Here is a 17,671-nt window from a genome sequence, read left to right as displayed (position 1 = left end):
CGAGGAGACGGCGATGGACGACGTGCGCGACGAGGTCCGCCGCCGGTACGCGGAGGCCGCCACGTCGGTCACCCGCGCGGCGACCGCGACCCCCGCCCAGGACTGCTGGGGCGGGGCCTGCGGCACGGACGCCGTGGAGACCCGGTTCGGCGCCACCTTCTACGACGCGACGGCGCTGACGGGCATCCCGGTCGAGGCGCAGCTCGCCTCGCTCGGCTGCGGCAACCCCGTGGCGGTCGCCGACCTGCGCCCGGGCGAGCGCGTGCTCGACCTCGGGTCCGGGGGCGGCATCGACGTGCTCCTGTCCGCGCGGCGCGTCGGCCCGACCGGGTTCGCCCACGGGGTGGACATGACGGACGAGATGCTCGCGCTCGCCCGGGACAACGCCGCGCGCGCCGGCGCGACCAACGTGGCGTTCCACCGCGGCACCATCGAGGACCTCCCGCTCCCGGACGCCTCGGTCGACGTCGTGATCTCGAACTGCGTCGTCAACCTGTCGCCCGACAAGCCGCGGGTGCTGGCCGAGGCGTTCCGCGTGCTCGCACCGGGTGGCCGCCTCGGCATCTCCGACGTCGTGGCGGAGGACCGGCTCACGCCCGACCAGCGAGCCGAGCGGGGCTCGTACGTCGGCTGCATCGCGGGCGCACTCTCCCAGGGCGAGTACCTCGCGCTCCTGGCGGCGGCCGGGTTCGTGGAGGCCGACGTGACCCTGACCCACGCCGTCGCCGACGGCATGCACGGCGCCCTCGTGCGCGCCACCAAGCCGGCCGCCGCGCCGACGACCGAGGAGAGCCGATGACCGACCACCGCCCCAGCGTCCTGTTCGTGTGCGTGCACAACGCCGGGCGCTCGCAGATGGCCGCGGGCCTGCTCACGTCGCTGTCGGGCGGAGCCGTCGAGGTGCGCTCCGCCGGGTCCGCGCCTGCTGACCGGGTCAACCCGGTGGCCGTCGACGCGATGGCCGAGCTCGGGATCGACCTGACGACCGAGCAGCCCAAGGTCCTCACGCCAGAGGCCGTGCAGGCGTCCGACGTCGTGGTGACGATGGGCTGCGGCGACGCGTGCCCGTACTACCCCGGGACGCGGTACGAGGACTGGGTGCTCGAGGACCCGGCCGGCCAGGACCTCGCGATGGTGCGCGGCGTGCGGGACGAGATCCGCGGGCGCGTCGAGGCGCTCCTGGCGTCGCTGGCCGTCCCCCAGGCAGGGCCGCTCGCGCGGGTCTGACCCGGGGGCCGATCTCGCGGCGGCGGCGCCGGCGTCGTCAGCCGGCCGGCGGGCGGTCCGCGTCGCTCGCGCCCTGACCGGCGTCACCGTGCTCGGCGTCGTCGCCCGACCGCCCCTGCAGCGCCAGGACCAGGAAGACGAACCCGACCGGCAGGAACGCGATCGCGCCGTACCGCAGGGTGTCGTTGAAGAGACCGGAGAACCCGAGCACGAGGAACACGAGCCCGATGGGCAGGTAGGCGAGCCGGGCCTGCGCGTCGTCGGACGCGGGCTCCGGCTGCGGCGGGCTCGAGGGCTCGGGCTGATCGGCCATGCCTCGACGGTAGGCGGCACGCGCCCCGGGTCGCCTCCGCCGCGGGACGGAGATCCTCCTGCGACCCCCGGGAACGACCGCGCCCCCGCCCCGGGGACCGGGACGGGGGCGCGGTACGCGCTGGCGCGTGGCGTCAGGCCGCGACGACCTTGACGGTCAGCTTCGCGGAGACCTCCGGGTGCAGGCGGACCTGCACCGCGTACTCGCCGGTCGCCTTGATCGGCTGCGCGACCTCGATCTTGCGGCGGTCGATCGACGGGCCGCCGGCGGCCTTGACCGCGTCGGCGATCTCGGCGGTCGTGACCGCACCGAAGAGGCGGCCGGCGTCGCCGGACTTCGCCGCCACGGTGACCGGGTTGCCCTGGAGCGAGTCGCGCACGGCGCGCGCCTCGTCGAGGGTCGCGATCTCGCGGGTCTTGCGAGCACGGCGGATCGCCGTGATCTCCTTCTCCGCGCCCTTGCTCCACGCGGTCGCGAGACCACGCGGGACGAGGTAGTTGCGGGCGTACCCGTCCTTGACGTCGACGACGTCGCCGGGAGCGCCGAGGCCCGTGACCTCGTGGGTCAGGATGAGCTTGGCCATCTTGTTGCTCCTTCTCAGCGAGCCGACGACGAGTACGGCAGGAGCGCCATCTCGCGGGCGTTCTTCACGGCCCGCGCGATCGCGCGCTGCTCCTGGACGGACACGCCGGTCACGCGGCGGGCGCGGATCTTCCCGCGGTCGGAGATGAACTTCCGCAGCAGGGCGGTGTCCTTGTAGTCGACCGACTCGATCTTCGCCGCCTTGAGCGGGTTCTGCTTCTTCTTGGGCTTCCGGACAACGGCCTTGGCCATCGTGGTGCTCCTTGTTCTACGTACGGAGCCCGGGGCGTTGCCATGCCCCGGGATGGGATGTTCGTGATGGCGCGCGCGGCGCCGGTGCCGACCTGGCGGTCAGCGGTGCTCGATCAGAACGGGGGCTCGTCGGAGTAGCCACCCGCGCCGCCGCCGCCCGCGGGCGTGGCCCACGGGTCGTCCTGCTGCGCGGACTGGCCGCCGCCGTTGAACCCGCCACCGCCGCCGCCACCGCCGTTGAAGCCGCCGCCACCACCGCCGCCGAACCCGCCGCCGCCACCACCGGACCGCTGGGTCCGGGTGACCTTGGCCGAGGCGTAGCGGAGCGAGGGGCCGACCTCGTCGACCTGCAGCTCGTAGACGGTGCGCTTCTCGCCCTCGCGGGTCTCGTAGGACCGCTGGACGAGCCGGCCGCTGACGATCACGCGGGTGCCCTTGGTGAGCGACTCGGCGACGTTCTCCGCCGCCTCCCGCCAGATCGAGCAGCGGAGGAACAGCGTGTCGCCGTCCTTCCACTCGTTGCTCTGGCGGTCGAACGTGCGCGGCGTGGACGCCACGGTGAAGTTCGCGACCGCGGCGCCGGACGGCGTGAACCGCAGCTCCGGGTCGGCGGTCAGGTTCCCGATCACCGTGATGGTGGTGTCACCAGCCATGCCAGCTCCTCGTTCTCGTCGATGCTCGTCGAAGGGGTGTCCCGCACGGTACGCGCGCGGTCTGACGCGTCAGGACTCCTTGCGGAGGACCTTCGTGCGCAGGACGACCTCGTTCAGGCCCAGCTGACGGTCCAGCTCCTTGGCGGTGTCCGACGTCGAGGAGAAGTCGACGACGGCGTAGATGCCCTCGGACTTCTTCTTGATGTCGTACGCCAGGCGGCGACGGCCCCAGATGTCCACGTTGTCGACGGAGCCACCGTCGGTCTTGACGACCGACAGGTACTTGTCGAGCGACGGGGCGACGGTGCGCTCGTCGATGCTGGGGTCGAGGATCATCATGATCTCGTACTGACGCAGGCTCATACCCACCTCCTCTGGTCTCGGCGGCCACGGTCGTTCCGTGGCAGGAGGGTGTCGTTGCGTCGCTGCCCCGCGCCCGTCCATCGATGGCGACGGTCGGTCGGGCACAGCAGCACACCAGTCTACCCGGTCACGCGACCCCTCGGGGCCGCCCGTCCGGGTGGACGGCGTGGGTCGTGGTGGCGCCGCGGCGGTCAGCCGCCGGTGCCGGCGTTGCCGCCGGCCTGGCCGTTGTTCCCGGCCTGCCCGTTGTTGCCGGGCTGGCCGGTCGGCTGCTGCGTCGGCTGCGGCTGCGGCTGGGGGCCCTTGGACACCCGCAGGGTGACGGTCGACCCCGGGGCCACCTGCGACCCCTCCCCCGGGCTGACGCCCAGGACCGTGCCGGCCGCCGCCGCGTTGAACTCCTCCGCGACGGAGGGCACGAGCCCGGCGTTCTGGAGCGCGGCCTGCGCGTCGCCGGACAGCTGCCCGGTGAGGCCTGACGGCACCGCGACGGTCGTCGGCTGCTCCGGCTCGGGCGCCTGGGTCTCGACGGGCGCGGACGTCGTCGGCTCGGAGGTCGGCACGGCGGCGCCGTTGACGTTCGCCCGCTTGGGGAAGTCGACCACAGCGGCGTACTGCGGCAGCTCGAAGACCGGCTTCATGTAGGCGGCCCAGAGCTCGGACGGGTACGTGCCGCCGGTGACCTCCTTGACCCCGCCCCACGGCGTGATCGTGACCTGGTCCTTGCCGTTCTCGCCGACCTGGCTGAGCCCGACGGCGGTGACGATCTGCGGGGTGAAGCCGACGAACCACGCCGACTTGTTCTCCTGGGAGGTGCCCGTCTTGCCGGCGATCGGCCGGTCCAGCGGGCTGACGTACTTCTCCGCGGAGCCCTTCTGGACCACCTGGGTCATCGCATAGGTCGTGTCGGCCATGACGCCGGCGTCGAACGTCTGCACCGGCTGGGTCTGCCCCGCGTAGGCGACGTCCCCGTCGGGGTAGACGGCCTGCGCCACCATGAACGGCTTGTGGTACACCCCCTGCGCCGCGATGGTCGCGTAGGCGGACGCCATGTCGATCGGTCGCACCGCGTCGGCGCCGAGCACGTTCGAGTTGACGGACGACACCGGCGTGGTCACGCCGGCCCTCGTCGCGACGTCGGCGGTCTTCTCGGGGCCGACCTCGAGGTTGACCTGGGCGTAGACCGTGTTCACGGACTGCTCGGTCGCCTTGACCAGGTCGATGTTGCCGAAGTCCTGGCCGCTGAAGTTGTTGACCTTCCAGTCGCCAAACTCCTGCGGGGACACGCCCGAGTACCGCTTGCTCAGCGGGATCCCGTTCTCGAGGGCCGCGATCAGCGTGAACGGCTTGAACGTCGAGCCACCCTGGATGGCGTCGCGGCTCGCGCGGTCGATCTGGTCGGCGAGGAAGTCGGAACCGCCGTACAGCGAGACGATGCCGCCCGTCGCCGGGTCGATCGAGACCAGGCCGACCTTGAGCGCGGCGGACGGGAGCTCGCCGTCGGAGAGGCCGCCGTCCCGCATGCTCTGCACGGCGGCCACCGCGTTCCCCTGCACCGCGGGGTCGATCGTCGTCGTGATCGTCAGGCCGCCCGAGCTGATCATCTCGTCGGTGATCGACCCGGTCGCCGTGAGCTCGCGCTTCACGTACTGCAGCAGGTAGCCGGTCGTGCCGCCGTAGGTCTCGTTGCGCTGGTACTCGGCGATGGCGGGGAACGTCTGCGCGTCCCGGTCGGCCTGCGTGAGGTAGCCGTCGCGGACCATCCCGTCGAGGACGTACTCCCAGCGCTGCTGCGCCTTCTCCGGGCTGACGGCGGGGTCCCAGTTGTTCGGAGACGGGATGACGCCGGCCAGGAGCGCCGCCTCGGACACCGTGAGGTCCGCCGACGGGTGGCCGAAGTACGCCTGCGACGCGGCCTCGACGCCGTACGCGTCCCGGCCGAAGTAGATCGTGTTGAGGTAGCGCCCGAGGATCTGCTCCTTGGTCTCCGACTGCGCGATCTTGATCGCGAGCAGCGCCTCCTTGGCCTTGCCGACGTAGCCCGTCGTGGTCTGGCCGACGTAGTACCGCTCCACGTACTGCTGGGTGAGGGTCGACCCGCCCTGCGTCGCACCGCCGCGGACGTTGTTGATGAACGCGCGGGCCATGCCCGTGATGGAGATGCCCTGGTTCTCGAAGAACGTGCGGTCCTCGGCCGACACCACGGCCTGGCCCATGAACTCGGGCAGGGACTCGTACTCGACGATGGTGCGGTTCGGGCCGGGGAAGGTGCCCATCGGCGAGCCGTCGGCGTAGAGCACGGTCGACTTCTGCGCCTCGACGAACTCGTCCGGCGCCGGCACGTCGGTGAGCGCGTAGGCCGCGACCCCGAGCCCGAGGCACAGGAAGACGAAGCCGATGACGGACCCGACGACGAACCGCCACGAGGGCAGCCAGCGGTGCAGACCGCGGTAGCCCCGCCGGGGGTAGTCGATGATCCGCCGCCGTCCGCCGGACGCGGCGGTACCGCGTGCGGCGGACGCCGCGGACCGTCGGTTCGAGCCTGCCACGGCACTGCCTTCCTGTGGACTGCTGGGGGGAGGGCCGGCGGCAGGGAGCCGCCCGGGCCCGGATCAGTATGCGTGAGCGGTCGCGCGCCGCCCGCGGGCGGACGACCCCTCCCGGCGACCTGCACACGATCGCCACGAGGCCCCCCGCCCGGCTTCCCGGCCCGATGAGCATCTTGGCAGCCGCGCGCCCGCCGGGCACGTGACCTGCGTGCCGAACCGCCGTCCACCGCCCCGCCACGCCGGATGGACCCGAGGTGTTGCCCGGATCACCCGCTTCGTCCTACCCTCCCCGATGTATCAGTTCGATACATCGGTGCGCGGACAGCGAGAAGGGAGGCCACGGTGCGCGGACGTTCCGACGTGCTCGAGTCGGCCATCCTCGGGCTGCTGCACGACTCCCCGATGCACGGGTACGAGCTGCGCAAGCGGCTCAACCTCCTGCTGGGCTCGTTCCGCGCGCTGTCCTACGGGTCGCTGTACCCGGCCCTCAAGTCGCTGGTGGCGCGCGGCCTCATCGCGGGCTCCGACCCGCAGCAGGCCCCGGCCCACGGGCTGGCCGGCAAGCGGGCCCGGATCGTCTACCAGCTCACGGCCGAGGGCAAGGAGCAGTTCCAGCACGTGCTGGCCTCCTCCGGCCCCGCCGCGTGGGAGGACGAGAACTTCGGGTTCCGGTTCGCGTTCTTCGGGCAGACCGACGCCGAGACCCGGCTGCGGATCCTCGAGGGCCGGCGCACCCGGATGACGGAGCGCCTGGAGCTGATCAAGGACTCCGTGTCCCGCACCCGCGTCCGCATGGACGAGTACACCCTCGAGCTGCAGCGCCACGGGCTCGAGCAGGTCGAGCGCGAGGTCCGCTGGCTCGACGACCTCATCGACCACGAGCGCAGCAACCGCGGCGCCCGTCCCCGCGGCGTCGGCCGGCCGGCCGACGCCCGCACGAACGCTGTCGAGGATGACTCCATCGTCGCGGCACCAACCCCTCAGAAGGAGCGAGGATGACCGCCATCCGCGTTGCGATCGCGGGCGTGGGCAACTGCGCCTCGTCGCTTGTCCAGGGCGTGCACTACTACGCCGACGCCGACCCGAGCACCAAGGTGCCCGGCCTCATGCACGTGCAGTTCGGCGACTACCACGTCTCCGACCTGGAGTTCGTGCTGGCGTTCGACGTCGACGCCAAGAAGGTCGGCTTCGACCTGTCCGAGGCGATCGTCGCGTCGGAGAACAACACCATCAAGATCGCCGACGTCCCGCCGCTCGGCGTGACCGTCCAGCGCGGCCCGACCCTCGACGGCGTCGGCAAGTACTACGCGCAGACGATCGAGGAGTCGGACGCGGAGCCGGTCGACGTCGTCCAGGCCCTCAAGGGCGCGAAGGTCGACGTCCTCGTCTCCTACCTGCCGGTGGGCTCCGAGGAGGCCGACAAGTTCTACGCGCAGGCCGCGATCGACGCGGGCGTGGCCTTCGTCAACGCGCTGCCGGTGTTCATCGCCTCCGACCCGGAGTGGGCGGCGAAGTTCGAGGCGGCCGGCGTGCCGATCGTCGGCGACGACATCAAGTCCCAGGTCGGCGCGACCATCACGCACCGCGTGCTGGCCCGTCTGTTCGAGGACCGCGGCGTCATCCTGGACCGCACGTACCAGCTGAACGTCGGCGGCAACATGGACTTCAAGAACATGCTCGAGCGCGAGCGCCTGGAGTCCAAGAAGATCTCGAAGACGCAGGCCGTCACCTCGAACCTCGAGGACGGCCCGCTGGCCGGCAAGAAGGACGACCGCAACGTCCACATCGGCCCGTCGGACTACGTCGCCTGGCTCGACGACCGCAAGTGGGCGTACGTCCGCCTTGAGGGTCGCGCGTTCGGCGAGGTGCCCCTGAACCTCGAGTACAAGCTCGAGGTCTGGGACTCCCCGAACTCCGCCGGCATCATCATCGACGCCGTCCGCGCCGCGAAGATCGCGCTGGACCGCGGCATCGGCGGCCCGATCCTGTCGGCGTCGACCTACTTCATGAAGTCCCCGCCGGTCCAGCACGAGGACCAGCACGGCCGGGAGCTCGTGGAGAAGTTCATCCGCGGCGAGATCGAGCGCTGATCCGAAGTGCAGCGGAGGGTGGGTCGCGAGCGCAGCGAGTGACCCGCCCGTAGCGGAACGCAGGATCAGCGCGACCGCGAGATCGAGCGCTGATCCACCCGTAGCGGAGCGCAGGATCAGCGCGACCAGGAGATCGGCGCGCTGCTTCCCGGGCGACCACGACGAAGGGCCCGGCACCACACGGTGCCGGGCCCTTCGCGTGCCTCAGCCCCCCGCGATCTCCGCCCGCAGCTGGTCGAGCAGCTCCGCGAGCCCGTCCGCGAGCGCCTCGGCCTGCGCGCGGGTCGCGGTCGCCGACACGGTCCACACGGTCGCGGGCCCACCGTCGGCGCCGGGGACGGCGACGAACTCCTGCACCTGCGTCATCGGCACCGCGACGCCGTCGACCGTCGTCGTGAAGTGCACCTGCTGCGCGACGACGAAGTCGCCGGTCTGCTCGCGGCGGGCCAGTGCGACGTCCTGCTCGGTGGCCTCGATCGCGGCGACCGCCTCGGCGCCCAGCTCGAGGGCCAGGCCGGGGTCGGCGGAACGCTGCACGCCGACGGTGACGTTGGCCGTGAAGCCCGCGTCGGGGGTCTCGTGCGCGGCGGCGAACGCGATGCCGGGCGTGCCGAGCGTCTGCGGCGGGATGAGGTGCCAGCCCTCGGGCAGCGCGGGCGCGTCCTGCGGCTCGGTGGTCATGCGTCTCCTCGGGTCCGGGGTCCGCCGAGTCTAGGCGGCGGCCCGGATAGCCTGTGCCGGTGCAGGTGGTCTCCGATCTGAAGCAGCTCTGGCCCCTGGTGGACTTCCGGCGGCTGCTCACGGTCCGCCTGGTCAGCCAGTGCTCCGACGGCCTGTTTCAGGCGGGGCTGGCGACGCTGTTCTTCTTCTCCCCCGAGAACGCGACGACCGCGACGGGCGTCGCCGCGGCGTTCGCGGTCCTGCTGCTGCCGTTCACCGTGGTCGGGCCGTGGGCAGGCGTGCTGCTCGACCGCTGGCGCCGTCGGCAGGTGCTGCTGGTCGGCAACCTGGTGCGCACCGGTCTCACGCTGCTGACGGCGCTGGTGATGGCGACGGCCGGCGTCGGGCCCGCGGTGTACGTGCTGGCGCTCGTCACGCTCTCGGTCAACCGGTTCCTGCTGTCGGCGCTGTCGGCGTCCCAGCCGCGGGTCGTCGCGGGCCCGCTGCTGCTCACCGCCAACTCGATCACCCCGACGCTGGGCACGGTGTCGTCGGGCGTCGGCTGGGGCATCGGGTTCCTGCTCGGGCTCGTCCTGCCGTCGGGCACCACCCGCGACGTGGCATCGCTGGTCGCGGCCGCCGTGCTGATGACGACCGCCTCGCTCGTGGCGACCCGGCTCGGCAAGGACCTGCTGGGGCCGGACGCCCGGGCCGACGCGTCCGACGTCCGCCGTGCGCTCGGCACGCTGGCCCGCGGTCTCGTCGGCGGCGCCCGCTACCTCGTGCGCCGGGGCACGCCGGCGCGGGCGCTCGGCGTCATGGCGGTGCACCGGTTCCTCTACGGCGCGGTGTTCATCGCGAGCCTGCTCATCTCGCGCAACCTGCTGTCCGACCCCGCCGACGCCCGCGCCGGGCTGGTCACCTTCAGCACGGTGGCCGCGGTGACCGGGATCGGCTTCGCGCTGGCGATCGTCGCGACGCCGATCGTGTCGCCGCTCGTCGGCCCGCAGGGCTGGATCTCGATCTGCCTGGTCCTGGCGGCCGCCACGCAGGTGCTGCTCGCGATCACGGTGGCCTACCCAGCGGTGCTGGCCGGCTCGTTCGTGCTCGGCCTCGCGGCGCAGGGGGCCAAGATCGCCGTCGACACGATCGTGCAACGGGACACCGCGGACGCGTTCCGCGGGCGGGCGTTCGCGCTGTACGACGTCCTCTACAACGCGGCGTTCGTGGGTGCAGCGGCGCTGGCCGCGGTCGCGCTGCCGGACACCGGCTGGTCCCGCGGGGTGTTCGCGCTGATCGCGGTCGCCTACCTCGCGACGGCCGTGGTCTACCGCACCCGCGCCACGGAGCCCGCCGAGGTCCCGGTCACGGCCTGACCCCCCGCCCGGTCAGGCCTGGCGGGCAGCCCACCACGACTCGAGCTCGGCGCGGGCGCGCTCCTCCCCCAGCGGGCCGTGCTCCATGCGCAGCTCGAGCAGGTGCTTGTACGCCTCGCCGACCTCGCGGCCGGGCCCGATGCCGAGCACCGCCATGATCTGGGTGCCGTCGAGGTCCGGGCGGATCGCGGCGAGCTCCTCCTCCTCGGCCAGCCGGGCGATCCGCTCCTCGAGGTCGTCGTAGGCCTCGGAGAGCCGGCGCGCCTTGCGGACGTTCCGCGTGGTGCAGTCCGACCGGGTCAGCCGGTGCAGCCGCTCCAGCAGCGGGCCGGCGTCCGTGACGTAGCGCCGCACCGCCGAGTCCGTCCAGGCGCCCTCGCCGTAGCCGTGGAACCGCAGGTGCAGCTCGGTGAGGCGCGCGACGGCCTGCACCGTCGCCTTGTCGAAGTGCAGCGCGCGGAGCCGCTTCGCGACCAGCTTGGCGCCGACGACCTCGTGGTGGTGGAACGAGACGCCGCCGCCGGACTCGAACCGGCGGGTCGCAGGCTTGCCGATGTCGTGCAGCAGCGCGGCGAGGCGCAGCACGAGGTCCGGACCGGGCACCGGGCCGTCGGGACCGGTCTCCAGCGCGATCGCCTTGTCGAGCACGGTGAGCGAGTGCTCGTAGACGTCCTTGTGCCGGTGGTGCTCGTCGATCTCGAGCCGCAGGGCCGGCAGCTCCGGGAGCACGTGCTCCGCGAGGCCGGTGTCGACGAGGACGCGCAGGCCGGGTCGCGGCTGGCGGGACATCAGCAGCTTGACCAGCTCGTCACGGACCCGCTCCGCGGACACGATCGCGAGCCGGTCCGCCATGTCCGTCGCGGCCGCGAGCGTCGCCGGTTCCACGTGGAACCCGAGCTGCGCGGCGAACCGCGCGGCCCGCAGCATGCGCAGCGGGTCGTCGTCGAAGGACTGCCGGGGGTCGACGGGGGTGCGCAGCACGCCGCGCGCCAGGTCGCGCAGGCCGTCGAACGGGTCGACGAAGGTGAGCTTCGGCAGCCGGATCGCCATGGAGTTCACGGTGAAGTCGCGGCGGGACAGGTCGCCCTCGAGCGAGTCCCCGAACGCGACCTCCGGCTTCCGCGAGGACGGGTCGTACGCGTCGGTGCGGTAGGTCGTCACCTCGACCACCACGTCCTGGGCGCCGCGGCGCCCGTGCCGCCGCGCGCCGATGGTGCCGAACGCCCGCCCGATGTCCCAGTGGGCGTCGCCCCACGCCGCGAGGATCCGCTCGGTCTCGTCGGGGGTGGCGGACGTCGTGAAGTCGAGATCCGCGCTCGGCCGGCCGAGGAACGCGTCCCGCACCGGGCCGCCCACCAGGGCGAGCTCGTGCCCCGCCGCCTGGAAGAGGTCGCCGAGCTCCAGCGCCGCCGGCGCGAGGCCCGCGATCACGCCGAGCGCGCGCTTCTGCAGCGCGAGCAGCGCGTCGGCGTCGACGGCGGAGCCCGCGCCCGCCGGGGCGGCACCGGTCCCCGCGGCCGGGGTGGGGTCGGGCGCGGTGCGGGGGGTCAGGTCGTCGGACGGCACGACGCCCAAGCCTGCCAGATCCGGGCCGCCACCCGCCGACGCCGAGGTCCCGGGACGCTCCGCCGCCGGTCGGCGCGCACAGGTCCTCCACGCCGAGTCCGTCCGGCGGCCGTGACGGAGTCGTTACAGTGGCCTGCATGCCTGAGCACGCGCGCGCCCTGCCCCCGCAGGGCGTCCCCGCGCCGCCGGGCGGTCACGCGCTGCGGATCGACCCCCGGTCGACGCGCACGCGGCACCCGCACCTGCCCGTCGTCGAGGAGACCTCCGCGGGCGGGCTGGTCGTGCGCCTCGACGCCGGCCTGCACGTCGCCGCCGTGATCGCGCGCCGCAACCGGGCGGGCCGGCTGGAGTGGTGCCTGCCCAAGGGGCACCTCGAGGGCGAGGAGACGCCGGAGCAGGCCGCGGTCCGCGAGATCGCCGAGGAGACCGGCATCGTCGGCCGGATCGTGCGCCGGCTCGGCGTCATCGACTACTGGTTCACCGGGGACGACCGCCGCGTGCACAAGATGGTGCACCACTACCTCCTCGGTGCGGTCGGCGGCGAGCTGACGGTCGAGGGCGATCCGGACGGCGAGGCGGAGGACGTGGCGTGGGTACCGGTGGTGGACCTGCCCGGGCGCCTGGCCTACCCCAACGAGCGACGACTGGCCGAGGCCGCGCACGTGGTCCTCGTCGGCGAGGCATGAGGCTGCGCGGCACGGCGGGGCGCGCACGAGCGGTCACGGCGGCGGTCCTGGCCGCCTGCGTGGTCGCGCTGTCCGGCGCGCCCGCGCTCGGGTCGGCCGCGGTCCCCGCCGCGGGCGCGGCCAGCCTGCCGGCCCCCGCCGCCCCCTCGACGGACGACCTGCCCGTGTCCGTCGCGATCACGGCCGTCGCGCCCCAGGTGCTCGAGCCCGGCGAGGACCTCACGGTGACCGCCACGCTGCGCAACGACGGGGACGAGGTCGTCGAGCAGCCCCGCGCGTCGGTGCGCATCTACCGCTACCGGATGTCCACGCGCGAGCAGGTCTCCGCCTGGGCCGACGCCGGGGACTCCAGCCCGATCGGCGACGTCGCCGCCACGACCGCGCTGGAGGCCCCGCTCGAGCCCGGGGCCACCACGACCGTGCAGGTGACCGTGCCCGCCGCGGACATCGGCCTGCTCCGCACCGAGGACGCCTGGGGACCGCGCGGGCTCACGCTCGACGTCGGCGACGGACGCAGCCGCGTCGGGCTGGACCGCAGCTACCTGCTGTGGGACTCGGCGGACGAGCTGCCCAGCGCGCACGTCGGCGTGCTGTCCGCCGTGGTCGGGCCCGCGACGGACCCGTCGGTGGACGACGCGACGGACGACTCCGGCGACGACGCGGCCGGCGACACCGCGGGCGCCGCCCCGAGCCCGTCGCCGTCCGCGTCCGCCGACGACGCCACCGAGCAGGGCGACGACGCGGCGGGCACCGACGACCGCCTCACCGCCCTCACCGCCGCGGGCGGCCGGCTCAGCAAGCTGCTGCAGGCCACGGCCGACCACCCGTTCGTGTCCTGGGCGGTGGACCCGGCGCTCGTCGACGGCGCCGCGGCCGGCACCCGGGCGGACCAGGCCTGGCTCACGGCGCTGACCGGCGCGGCCGAGGAACGCGAGGTCCTGCGGCTGCCGTGGGCGGACCCCGACCTCGCCGCGGTGGCCCACGCGGGCGCGGCCGACGGCACCGCCGACCTGCTGGCCCTCGCCCGCGGCGTCGCGTCGACGTCCGGGGCCGACCTGTGGGCCGACGCCGACCCGGTCCTCTGGGCCGCGGACGACGTGCCGGACCAGGTCACGGCGGCCCGCGCGGCGCAGTCCGACCCGGGCACCCCCCTCGTCGTCGGCCCCGACGCGATGCCCGCGCGCGGCTCCGAGGCCCCGAGCTCACCCACCACCGTCGACACCGCCGGTGGCTCCGTGACGGCCCTGGTCCCGGACCCCACCCTGTCCGACCTGCTGTCCGACCCCGCGACGTCCCAGCCCGGCGTCACCCCCGCGACCGCCGCGCAGCGCGTGCTCGCGGAGACCGCCGTGCTGGCCCGGTCCGACGACGCCCGAAGCACCTACGTCCTCGCGACGACGCCGCGGGACTGGCAGCCCTCGACCGCGATCACCCAGGCGCAGCTCGCCGCGCTGGGGTCCGCGCCGTGGGTCGAGACGGCCACGGTCGCCGAGATGCTCACCGCGCACGCCGCGGGCCGCGCGGACGGGGACGACGCCGAGCGCGCCGCACTGCCCGAGTCGCAGCGCACCGACACCGAGCTCACCCCCGCCTGGGTGAACGCGCTGGCCGCGCAGTGGCGCTCCGCGGGCGAGTTCGCGGCGGTCGTCCCCGACCCGGCCGCGCTGCTCCGCGGCCTGGACGCCGACCTCGTGGCCCCGCTGGCGGTCGCGTGGCGCGACGACCCCGACGGCCGGGCGGCCGCGATCAACGACGCCATCGCCGAGTCGCAGCAGCGGCAGTCCGGGCTCGACGTGCTGCTCAACGAGCAGTTCACCGTGATCTCCAGCTCCGCGCAGATCAGCGTCGCGGTGAGCAACGAGCTGGACCAGCCGGCGCGCGTCCGGGTCGAGCTGCGCCCGCAGAAGGCCTGCCTGGACACCGCGCGGTCGCCTGTCACCGAGGTCGCGCCGAACGCCGACACCACCGTGACGATGACGCTGCGCGCCAGCGCCAACTGCGACGTGACGGTCGACGTGTCGCTGGTGTCCGAGACGGGTCGCCAGCTCGCGACGCCGCAGCAGTTCTCCGCGCGGGTCGCGCCGACCATCGAGAGCGTCGGCGGCATCGTCGTCGGCGTGCTGCTCGCCCTGGTGCTGGCCTTCGGCATCTGGCGCACCGTGCGCCGCGGCCAGACCTCGCGGCGCGGGGCCCGGGTGGTCCGGGACGCGACGCCGCCGCCGGGCGGCGCGGCACCGGCACCGGCACCGGCGCCGGCGCCCGAGCACACCCCCGCCGACCGCTCCGCGGACGCGCCCCCCGACCGACAGGACCAGCCATGACCTCCCCCGCCACCGGACCTGCCGCCGGTGACCCGGACGGCACCGCGGCCGGCGCGACGGCCGGCGGCGGCACGGACGCCGGGACCGGCGCCCCGGCCGGGACCGGCGCCCCCGCCGGGACCGCCGTCCGCACGCCGGGCCTCGGCCGGTCCTCGCTCATCATGGCGTCGGGCACCGCGGCGTCCCGGGTGCTGGGCGTCGTCAACACCGCCCTGCTCGGCTGGGCCATCGGCGTCACCGGGCACATCGCGAACGCGTTCTCGGTCGCGAACAAGCTCCCGAACACGCTGTACCTGCTGATCGCCGGCGGCGTGCTCAACGCGGTGCTGGTCCCGCAGGTCGTCCGCGCGTACCAGCGCGCCGACGGGCAGCAGTACGTCGACCGCCTGCTCACCGTCGGCATCGTGCTCCTCGGCGGGCTCACGGTCGTGCTCACGGCGGCCGCTCCCCTCTTCGTGGCTTTCTACTCCTCGTTCCCGGACCCCGAGGTCACCCGCGTCGCGACCGCGCTCGCGTTCTGGTGCATCCCGCAGGTGTTCTTCTACGGGCTCTACTCGCTGCTGGGTCAGGTGCTCAACGCGCGGGGCTCCTTCGGGCCGTACATGTGGGCGCCGGTCGTGAACAACGTCGTGTTCATCGCCGGGCTGCTCGTGCTCGCGCAGGCGTTCGGGCGGAACAGCGACGGCGCCGACGCCGGGTCCTGGACCGCCGGCCAGACCGCGCTGCTCGGCGGCGCCGCGACCCTGGGCATCGTCGTGCAGGCGCTGGTGCTCCTCGTCCCGCTGTACCGCAGCGGTTTCCGGTACCGGCCCCGGTGGGGTCTGCGCGGGTCCGGCCTGGGCAGCGCCGGGCGGGTCGCCACCTGGACGTTCCTCGGGCTGCTGATCGGGCAGGTCGGCGTCTGGCGGATCAGCGTCGTCGCGAGCTCCGTGGCGACGGAGGGCGCGGCGGGCAACGCGGTCTACGACCGGGCCTTCCTCATCTTCATGCTGCCGCACTCGCTGGTGACCGTGTCGCTCGCGACCGCGCTGTTCACCCGGCTGTCGGGCCGCGCCGCGGCCGGCGACACCGCGGCGGTCCGGTCGGACCTGTCCCTGGGCCTGCGCACGGTCGGGGTGTTCACCGTGCTCGCCACCACGGGCATCGCGGTCCTCGCGTTCCCGCTCGGCCGGGCGCTGTTCCCGGAGTCGCCGGACGGCGAGGTGCACGCGCTCGCGACGACGGTGGTGGCGCTCGTCCTCGGCCTGGTGGCGTTCGGCGTCTGGTCGCTGTGCCAGCGCGTGTACTACGCCTACGAGGACGCCCGGTCGATGGTGCCGGTGCAGGTGCTGATGGCGGTCGTGGTCGTCGGCGGCACCGAGCTCGGGCGGGCCACCCTCGACGACCGGTACTGGGTCGCGGCCGCCTGCCTCTCGATGGCCGTGTCCTACGCGGTCGGCGCGGCCGTCGCGCTCGTGTCCGTGCACCGGCGGCTCGGCGGGTTCGACGGGCGGCGGGTGCTGGCGCTCCACCTCAAGGCGGGGGTCGGCGCGGTGCTCGCCGCGGGCGCCGGCCTCGGGCTGCTCGCCCTGCTCGGCCCGGTCGACACCTGGGGCCGCGCCGTGCTGGCCTGCGTGCTCGGCGCCGCGGTCATGTCGGCCGTGTACGTCGGCGTCCTGCTCCTGCTGCGCGTGCGCGAGCTGCGGTCGCTCGCCGCCCCGGTGCTGCGGCGGCTCGGGCGCGCGTGAGCCGTCGGGCGCACCCCCACGGGACGGTGCGCGGGCGGCCGCGCATCGGACGCGGGACCCGCCCGCCCGTCTAGCATGACGGGGAGCCTCGGCCCCACCCGGCCGGGCTCGACGCACACCGACGACCGGACGGAGGACGAGTGGTGCAGGCCCGCCCCGGCGACCCCGGACGCCCCGACGCCCCCGCGCTCGGCCGGCTCGGCGGCACCGTCGCCGGTCGGTACCGGCTGGACGAGCGCCGCCCCACCGACCTGCCGTCCGCCGAGCGCTGGACCGCGACCGACCAGATCCTCGCGCGGCCCGTGACCGTGACGCTCGTGTCCGGCGCACGGACCGCGGCGGTGCTGGACGCCGCTCGCCGCGCCGCGCTCGTCGTCGAGCCCCGCCTCGCCCGAATCCTCGACGTCGGCCAGGCCGAGGGCACCGGGTACGTGGTGACCGCCGCCGTCGACGGCCGCAGCCTCGCGTCGCTCGCCGGCCGGGCCCCCCTCCCGGCGGACCAGGCCCGCGCCGTCGTGGGCGAGGTCGCCGCCGCGCTCGAGGCCGCGCGCCGCCGCGGCGTGCACCACCTCGCGCTCCGCCCCGACGCCGTCGTGCTGACGGCGGGCGGTCGCGTCGTCCTCGAGGGCCTCGCGGTCGACGGGGAGCTGGTCGGCGCGTCCGGCGGCACCGCGCACGCGATGAGCCGCTCCGACGCGGTCGGCCTGGTGCGCGTGCTCTACGCCGCCCTCACCGGTCGGTGGCCCGCCGTGTCCGCCACGGGGACCGGATCCCTGCCGAGCTTCGCCGAGTGGTCCGCCGCCGGCACCGCGCCCGCGCGCGAGGCCGTCGAGCTGGACGCCGGCCTGCCGCTCGCGCCCGAGCACGACGGCGCGCCGCTCCCGCCCGTCGACCTGGTCCCGAGCGTGCCCGCCGACCTCGACACGCTCTGCGCCGTCACGCTCGGGCCGCACGACGACGGGCCGCACAGCCCCGGCGAGCTCGTCCGCGAGCTCGAGCCCTGGCGCGCCGTCCGCGCCGACGAGATCTTCCGTGCCGCCGACGCCGGGCGCTGGCCCGCCCTCCCGGGGCAGCCGCCCGCCGCGGCGGCCGCCGCGACCGGGACCGGCTCCGGCACCACCACCGCACCTCCGACGGGAAGCAGCCCGATGACCGACGACCAGAAGCGCGCAGCGGACGACACGACGACCCCGGCGCAGGGCGGGGCGGCGACTGCCGGCGCGGCCGGCGCGGGCGCCGCGGCCGGTGCGGGTGCCGCCGCTGGTACGGGTGCGACTGCCGGGGCCGGCGCGGGTGCCGTCGGGGA

16 protein-coding genes and 1 pseudogene are annotated in these 17,671 nt (G+C 74.5%); 9 read left to right on the top strand and 8 right to left on the bottom strand.

All coding sequences use genetic code 11. The features are described from left to right. Positions 1–13: 13 nt before the first annotated feature. Both arsM and J5O08_RS06675 read left to right on the top strand, forming a co-directional pair. Positions 14–799: an arsenite methyltransferase gene (gene arsM, locus J5O08_RS06680; RefSeq protein ID WP_218706094.1), complete on the top strand. Its 786-nt coding sequence runs from the start codon at positions 14–16 to the stop codon at positions 797–799. After that, positions 796–1,227, top strand: coding sequence for an arsenate reductase ArsC (locus J5O08_RS06675; protein ID WP_218706093.1), 432 nt, complete (start codon positions 796–798; stop codon positions 1,225–1,227). Before arsM ends, J5O08_RS06675 begins: the two co-directional genes overlap by 4 nt. Before the next feature lie 37 nt (positions 1,228–1,264). Here the strand turns inward: J5O08_RS06675 and J5O08_RS06670 are convergent, their stop codons facing one another. The 6 genes from J5O08_RS06670 to J5O08_RS06645 all read right to left on the bottom strand — a co-directional run bounded on the left by J5O08_RS06670 (position 1,265) and on the right by J5O08_RS06645 (position 5,939). After that, entirely contained in the window at positions 1,265–1,540 is a 276-nt protein-coding gene (locus J5O08_RS06670) for a hypothetical protein (RefSeq protein WP_218706092.1), read from the bottom strand. A gap of 133 nt (positions 1,541–1,673) precedes the next feature. Beyond that, the gene (gene rplI, locus J5O08_RS06665) at positions 1,674–2,123 is read right to left on the bottom strand and encodes a 50S ribosomal protein L9 (protein ID WP_147795062.1); all 450 of its coding nucleotides are present in this window, start codon (positions 2,121–2,123) and stop codon (positions 1,674–1,676) included. A 14-nt stretch (positions 2,124–2,137) separates the two neighbouring features. Beyond that, positions 2,138–2,374, bottom strand: coding sequence for a 30S ribosomal protein S18 (rpsR, locus tag J5O08_RS06660; protein WP_013772910.1), 237 nt, complete (start codon positions 2,372–2,374; stop codon positions 2,138–2,140). A gap of 113 nt (positions 2,375–2,487) precedes the next feature. Continuing rightward, positions 2,488–3,027, bottom strand: a complete 540-nt coding sequence (locus tag J5O08_RS06655) for a single-stranded DNA-binding protein (protein ID WP_147795063.1) — start codon at positions 3,025–3,027, stop codon at positions 2,488–2,490. A 69-nt stretch (positions 3,028–3,096) separates the two neighbouring features. Then, a complete protein-coding gene (gene rpsF / locus J5O08_RS06650; protein ID WP_218706091.1) occupies positions 3,097–3,390 on the bottom strand; it encodes a 30S ribosomal protein S6 in 294 nt (97 codons plus the stop codon). Positions 3,391–3,581: 191 nt separating this feature from the next. Further along, entirely contained in the window at positions 3,582–5,939 is a 2,358-nt protein-coding gene (locus J5O08_RS06645; protein WP_218706090.1) for a transglycosylase domain-containing protein, read from the bottom strand. Positions 5,940–6,281: 342 nt separating this feature from the next. Between J5O08_RS06645 and J5O08_RS06640 the strand changes: the two genes are divergently transcribed. Together J5O08_RS06640 and J5O08_RS06635 are read left to right on the top strand one after the other, a co-directional pair. Beyond that, the gene (locus tag J5O08_RS06640; protein WP_217615975.1) at positions 6,282–6,938 is read left to right on the top strand and encodes a PadR family transcriptional regulator; all 657 of its coding nucleotides are present in this window, start codon (positions 6,282–6,284) and stop codon (positions 6,936–6,938) included. Further along, positions 6,935–8,029, top strand: coding sequence for an inositol-3-phosphate synthase (locus J5O08_RS06635; protein ID WP_218706089.1), 1,095 nt, complete (start codon positions 6,935–6,937; stop codon positions 8,027–8,029). Before J5O08_RS06640 ends, J5O08_RS06635 begins: the two co-directional genes overlap by 4 nt. A gap of 204 nt (positions 8,030–8,233) precedes the next feature. On the opposite strand, the gene J5O08_RS06630 is transcribed toward J5O08_RS06635, so the two are convergent. Beyond that, entirely contained in the window at positions 8,234–8,710 is a 477-nt protein-coding gene (locus J5O08_RS06630; RefSeq protein ID WP_218706088.1) for a hypothetical protein, read from the bottom strand. A 59-nt stretch (positions 8,711–8,769) separates the two neighbouring features. Here J5O08_RS06630 and J5O08_RS06625 point away from each other — a divergent pair, with 59 nt between their 5' ends. Further along, positions 8,770–10,065: an MFS transporter gene (locus J5O08_RS06625; RefSeq protein ID WP_218706086.1), complete on the top strand. Its 1,296-nt coding sequence runs from the start codon at positions 8,770–8,772 to the stop codon at positions 10,063–10,065. 12 nt (positions 10,066–10,077) lie between these two features. On the opposite strand, the gene J5O08_RS06620 is transcribed toward J5O08_RS06625, so the two are convergent. Further along, a complete protein-coding gene (locus J5O08_RS06620; RefSeq protein WP_255589420.1) occupies positions 10,078–11,526 on the bottom strand; it encodes a CCA tRNA nucleotidyltransferase in 1,449 nt (482 codons plus the stop codon). A gap of 242 nt (positions 11,527–11,768) precedes the next feature. Between J5O08_RS06620 and J5O08_RS06615 the strand changes: the two genes are divergently transcribed. The 4 genes and pseudogenes from J5O08_RS06615 to J5O08_RS06600 form a co-directional block, all read left to right on the top strand. Further along, a complete protein-coding gene (locus J5O08_RS06615; RefSeq protein ID WP_217615978.1) occupies positions 11,769–12,317 on the top strand; it encodes an NUDIX hydrolase in 549 nt (182 codons plus the stop codon). Further along, the gene (locus J5O08_RS06610; protein WP_218706085.1) at positions 12,314–14,638 is read left to right on the top strand and encodes a DUF6049 family protein; all 2,325 of its coding nucleotides are present in this window, start codon (positions 12,314–12,316) and stop codon (positions 14,636–14,638) included. Before J5O08_RS06615 ends, J5O08_RS06610 begins: the two co-directional genes overlap by 4 nt. Beyond that, a complete protein-coding gene (gene murJ, locus J5O08_RS06605; RefSeq protein ID WP_218706084.1) occupies positions 14,635–16,365 on the top strand; it encodes a murein biosynthesis integral membrane protein MurJ in 1,731 nt (576 codons plus the stop codon). The genes J5O08_RS06610 and murJ overlap by 4 nt, the downstream gene beginning before the upstream one ends. A gap of 143 nt (positions 16,366–16,508) precedes the next feature. Continuing rightward, positions 16,509–17,671, top strand: a pseudogene (locus J5O08_RS06600) (hypothetical protein); the annotation flags it as partial.

Source organism: Cellulomonas sp. PS-H5 (genome assembly GCF_019265565.1).
GTDB lineage: Bacteria > Actinomycetota > Actinomycetes > Actinomycetales > Cellulomonadaceae > Cellulomonas.
The sequence above is the reverse complement of the archived record's forward strand: the minus strand, read 5'-3'. Positions and strand labels throughout refer to the sequence as shown.

Excerpts from the sequence above, each read along its gene's own strand:
- arsM (WP_218706094.1), top strand. The coding sequence starts at position 14 with ATGGACGACGTGCGCGACGAGGTCCGCCGCCGGTACGCGGAGGCCGCC.
- J5O08_RS06675 (WP_218706093.1), top strand. The coding sequence starts at position 796 with ATGACCGACCACCGCCCCAGCGTCCTGTTCGTGTGCGTGCACAACGCC.
- J5O08_RS06670 (WP_218706092.1), bottom strand. The coding sequence starts at position 1,540 with ATGGCCGATCAGCCCGAGCCCTCGAGCCCGCCGCAGCCGGAGCCCGCG.
- rplI (WP_147795062.1), bottom strand. The coding sequence starts at position 2,123 with ATGGCCAAGCTCATCCTGACCCACGAGGTCACGGGCCTCGGCGCTCCC.
- rpsR (WP_013772910.1), bottom strand. The coding sequence starts at position 2,374 with ATGGCCAAGGCCGTTGTCCGGAAGCCCAAGAAGAAGCAGAACCCGCTC.
- J5O08_RS06655 (WP_147795063.1), bottom strand. The coding sequence starts at position 3,027 with ATGGCTGGTGACACCACCATCACGGTGATCGGGAACCTGACCGCCGAC.
- rpsF (WP_218706091.1), bottom strand. The coding sequence starts at position 3,390 with ATGAGCCTGCGTCAGTACGAGATCATGATGATCCTCGACCCCAGCATC.
- J5O08_RS06635 (WP_218706089.1), top strand. The coding sequence starts at position 6,935 with ATGACCGCCATCCGCGTTGCGATCGCGGGCGTGGGCAACTGCGCCTCG.
- J5O08_RS06630 (WP_218706088.1), bottom strand. The coding sequence starts at position 8,710 with ATGACCACCGAGCCGCAGGACGCGCCCGCGCTGCCCGAGGGCTGGCAC.
- J5O08_RS06615 (WP_217615978.1), top strand. The coding sequence starts at position 11,769 with ATGCCTGAGCACGCGCGCGCCCTGCCCCCGCAGGGCGTCCCCGCGCCG.
- J5O08_RS06610 (WP_218706085.1), top strand. The coding sequence starts at position 12,314 with ATGAGGCTGCGCGGCACGGCGGGGCGCGCACGAGCGGTCACGGCGGCG.
- murJ (WP_218706084.1), top strand. The coding sequence starts at position 14,635 with ATGACCTCCCCCGCCACCGGACCTGCCGCCGGTGACCCGGACGGCACC.